The following is a 4,112-nucleotide window of genomic DNA, read 5'->3' as shown; positions in this document are numbered from 1 at the left end:
GTCGTCTTCGCATTCGTTTCGAACGTCGCGCTGATATTCATCAAGCATTCCTTAAACTTGGCTGCAGTCTGATCTGCTGGAGCAAACTTCAGCAGGCATCGCAGCCTTTATGAAACCGTCTCTTAACTACGCCGCCATTTCCCACATATTCCAGCCCGGCGATGCGCCGGGAGCAGGCCCAGTCGTTTTTTTAACCTCTGTGCCACCTATAACCCCAACTCTTGCCAGATTTGATCGACCCGTAACTTGACGTCGTCAGACATACTGATGGTACGCCCCCACTCGCGGCTGGTTTCACCCGGCCACTTGTTGGTTGCATCGATGCCCATCTTGCTGCCCAAGCCACTGACCGGCGAGGCGAAGTCGAGATAATCGATCGGCGTGTTGTCGACCAAGGTGGTATCGCGAATCGGATCGACGCGCGTGGTGATGGCCCAGATCACTTCATTCCAGTCGCGGATGTTGACATCCTCGTCGACCACAACAATGAACTTGGTGTACATGAACTGGCGCAAGAAACTCCAGACGCCAAACATCACCCGCTTGGCATGTCCGGCGTAAGCCTTCTTCATCTGAACCACCGCCATGCGATAGCTGCAACCTTCCGGTGGCAGGTAAAAATCGGTAATTTCGGAAAACTGCTTCTGCAGTAATGGGATGAACACCTCATTCAATGCCACACCGAGCACCGCAGGTTCATCAGGCGGCTTGCCTGTGTAGGTCGAATGATAGATGGGGGACTCGCGCATCGTGATGCGGTCGATTGTGAATACCGGGAACCAGTCCTGCTCATTGTAGTAGCCGGTGTGATCGCCGTATGGCCCTTCCAGCGCCATTTCATAGCCGGATGGATGCGACGGATCGGGATTGATGTGCCCTTCCAGCACAATCTCAGCCGAAGCCGGGACCCGCAGCTCACTACCGATGGCCTTGACCAGCTCGGTGCGGCTACCACGCAGCAAACCGGCGAACTGGTACTCCGACAAACTGTCCGGTACCGGTGTCACCGCACCTAATATAGTAGCGGGATCGGCTCCCAGCGCTACCGCGACCGGATAAGGCTTGCCGCCGGTCGCCAGGGCGTGTTCGCGGAAATCCAGCGCGCCACCGCGATGCGCCAGCCAACGCATGATCACCTTGTTGCGAGCTAGTACCTGCTGCCGATAAATCCCGAGATTCTGGCGCTTCTTGTGCGGCCCCTTGGTAATCACCAGGCCCCAGGTAATGAGTGGCGCGACATCCCCCGGCCAGCAATGCTGGATCGGCAGCTTGGCCAGATCAACATCATTACCTTCCCACACGATGTCCTGGCATGGCGCTGAACTACGCTCCTTGGGCGCCATGTCCCACAGCGATTTCACTAGCGTGCCGAGACCAAGAATATCCTTAAATCCCTTAGGTGGCTCCGGCTCTTTCAGCATCGCCAACACATGGCCAATGCGACGCAATTCACTGACGTCATCGGTGCCCATGCCAAGCGCGACGCGGCGTGGCGTCCCAAATAAATTTCCTAATACAGGTATTGAATGACCAACGGGATTTTCAAAAAGGAGTGCAGGCCCGGCCGCCCGCAACGTGCGATCGCAGACCTCGGTCATCTCCAAATAAGGTGAAATCGGGGTCGAAATGCGCTTTAACTCCCCAATTCGTTCCAATTTAACAACAAAATCACGTAAATCCGAATATTTCATAAGTTTTACATTGTTTCCAGATGTGAAGTCAAAATTTGAAGCTTCTGTGCGAAGTGCTTGATTTTATTGGGTTACAGCCCGGATATAGCAAAATCATTATACACAAAAGTTATTAATTTCAATTTCAATAGTATTGACTTGATATAAACAGCCCCCCTACAATGCGCCCAACTTGATGAAATCGGCTCGCCCACAAAGCGCATTTTTAGTCGACTCTCAATATTCACGGGATCGGGGTCCCACATGACATTTTAAGGAGTGTTCTCAAAAGGCGTCAGCCTTCTCCCCCGAGCAAGTTGTTTGCCTCTGGCACGGCGCTATACACAGCAGCCGGTAGCAGCCATATAAGCGCAAACAGCAACGACGTTTGGCATAGCGCTTGCGGCAAGCATGCGATGCCGGACGATATTGATTACGGTGCACGCAGCATATTTCGTATTTCGCTCCCGCCTCTCATGGAGCCTGCATGCGCCGCGACGATTCAGGAGGTTCAATTGTTAGCAAGATCTACCAGAGTGCCATCTAGCTTGGCTGTGCTCGACCGTAAGAAAAAATTCAGCAGTGCCGTCGCCAATGGCGCAACTTACCCCCGCGACACAATAGGCGGGGTCATCGCCACCACGCGCTTCACAGTGTTGTTCAGTGGTTTGCTGGCCGTTATCGCAGCAAGCGTCTTCATGATCAAACCGGAACTGGTCTACACGATTCAAAGTTTGCCTTTGTTTACAGATCAGTCACAACAAAAAACGGCGGAGCAGGCAACGGCACAAGGTGCAGATCAGCCAAGTACCGACGTCAAGATTGCAACAAATCTGACTGTACCTGCTCCAGTGAACGCCAGCACCAATCATCTGGTCCATATGGATAGCATGTTCAGCAAATCGAACAGCACCGTAGATAGCTCGCGCCAGCAGCAATGGGTAACCAATTGGCTGTCAAAGCGATATCGCGTGGCGGACGACGCCACCAATATGTTTGTGACGACCGCCTATAAAGCTGCACGTGAAACCAAACTGGACCCGCTGTTAATCCTTGCGGTCATGGCAATCGAATCCGGACTGAATCCATTTGCTGAGAGCCCGGTCGGCGCGCAAGGCCTGATGCAAGTCATGTCGAAAGTACATGAAGACAAGTTTGAAAGCTGGGGCGGTATCAAGGCAGCGCTGAATCCAACCGCTAATATCAAGGTTGGCTCAATGATCCTCAGGGAGTACGTGGCGCAGGGGGGCTCGATTGAAGCTGGCCTGAAACGCTACGTTGGTGCAGCTGCTTTCCCCAACGACGGCGGTTACGGCTATAAGGTACTGGCTGAATATCGCCGCTTGCAAGACGTGGCTACCGGTAAAAACGTGCCTTCGTCCGGCTCCTCCACACCGATCGCCGCACCAAAGACGCGTCCGATTCAGGCAGTAGCCCCGGTCGATAGCAGCACAACCCCGCCTGAAGCGGCGCTTAGCGTGCCGGACGCAATCGACCATCAGATCCTGCAGTCAAGCAACAATCAATTCAACTCGCAACCAATGACCTGAATTGAATGACGATAAAAAAAGAGCCTGAGGGCTCTTTTTTTATCGTCCAACCGCCACACCATCGATCTCGCCCAAGGTGCCCGACGAGAGCCGGTACTACGTTGCCAATAGCAACAGCCAAGCAACGGACCGTCGAAAAAACACACCTTGATGTAACTGATGCAAAAAACAGGAGCCAAAGACTCCTGGCTCCTGTTACATTGCAACGTCAAGACCAAACAGACACTTGCTACTCGCCTAGATAAGCAGCCTTCACCTTCGGATCGTTCAGCATGTCTTTGGCATTACCGCTCATCGTCAGCAGGCCGGAGTCCATCACATAGGCCCGATGAGCAGCTTCCAGCGCCAGCTTGGCGTTCTGCTCGACCAGCAGGATCGTGATGCCTTGTGCCGATACGCTACGGATCACTTCAAATATCTTTTCAACCATGATCGGTGACAAACCCATCGACGGCTCGTCCAGCAGCAACAGCTTCGGATGGCTCATCAGGGCCCTCGCCATCGCCAGCATCTGCTGCTCTCCGCCGGACAAGGTGCCGGCCATTTGAGCAGCGCGCTCCTTCAGGCGTGGAAAAACGCCAAACCACCTGTCAATATCAGCCGCGATGCCAGCCTTAAAGTGGACCCATCTGTCCAGGCAAATATCTGCATAGTTTAAGAAGCACTTCCTGCCTCCAGAGGGTGTGCTGGATTTTGTGTAAACGGAATTTCGTTTAATTCGGCTTCATCCGTTCTTCAAACTGGATAGTGAAGCGGTTAAGTGCCCCCTTCCAGTCCCGCAATGGCATCGTCCACTTCTTGCTGATGTTGTTGAGCGCCAGATAAAACAGCTTGCTGACGGCGTCATCGGTGGGGAATGAACTGCGGGTTTTGATGACTTTGCGCAGGCTCA

General features: G+C 53.4%; 2 protein-coding genes and 3 pseudogenes. 2 read left to right on the top strand and 3 right to left on the bottom strand.

What is annotated here, in order from left to right:
• Positions 1-113, top strand: a pseudogene (locus ACIQ0R_RS11695) (IS5/IS1182 family transposase); the annotation flags it as partial.
• Positions 114-206: 93 nt separating this feature from the next.
• Here the strand turns inward: ACIQ0R_RS11695 and ubiD are convergent.
• Positions 207-1,691, bottom strand: a complete 1,485-nt coding sequence (gene ubiD, locus ACIQ0R_RS11690) for a 4-hydroxy-3-polyprenylbenzoate decarboxylase (RefSeq protein ID WP_395827574.1) — start codon at positions 1,689-1,691, stop codon at positions 207-209.
• 395 nt (positions 1,692-2,086) lie between these two features.
• Between ubiD and ACIQ0R_RS11685 the strand changes: the two genes are divergently transcribed.
• Positions 2,087-3,220, top strand: a complete 1,134-nt coding sequence (locus ACIQ0R_RS11685; RefSeq protein ID WP_395827571.1) for a transglycosylase SLT domain-containing protein — start codon at positions 2,087-2,089, stop codon at positions 3,218-3,220.
• A 229-nt stretch (positions 3,221-3,449) separates the two neighbouring features.
• On the opposite strand, the pseudogene ACIQ0R_RS11680 reads toward ACIQ0R_RS11685, so the two are convergent.
• A pseudogene (locus ACIQ0R_RS11680) lies at positions 3,450-3,836 on the bottom strand (ABC transporter ATP-binding protein); the annotation flags it as partial.
• 97 nt (positions 3,837-3,933) lie between these two features.
• Positions 3,934-4,112 (bottom strand): annotated as a pseudogene (locus tag ACIQ0R_RS11675) (IS256 family transposase); the annotation flags it as partial.

The sequence above is a fragment of the Collimonas sp. genome (assembly GCF_044339385.1).
In the GTDB taxonomy this organism is placed as follows: Bacteria; Pseudomonadota; Gammaproteobacteria; order Burkholderiales; family Burkholderiaceae_D; genus Collimonas.
The sequence above is the reverse complement of the archived record's forward strand: the minus strand, read 5'-3'. Positions and strand labels throughout refer to the sequence as shown.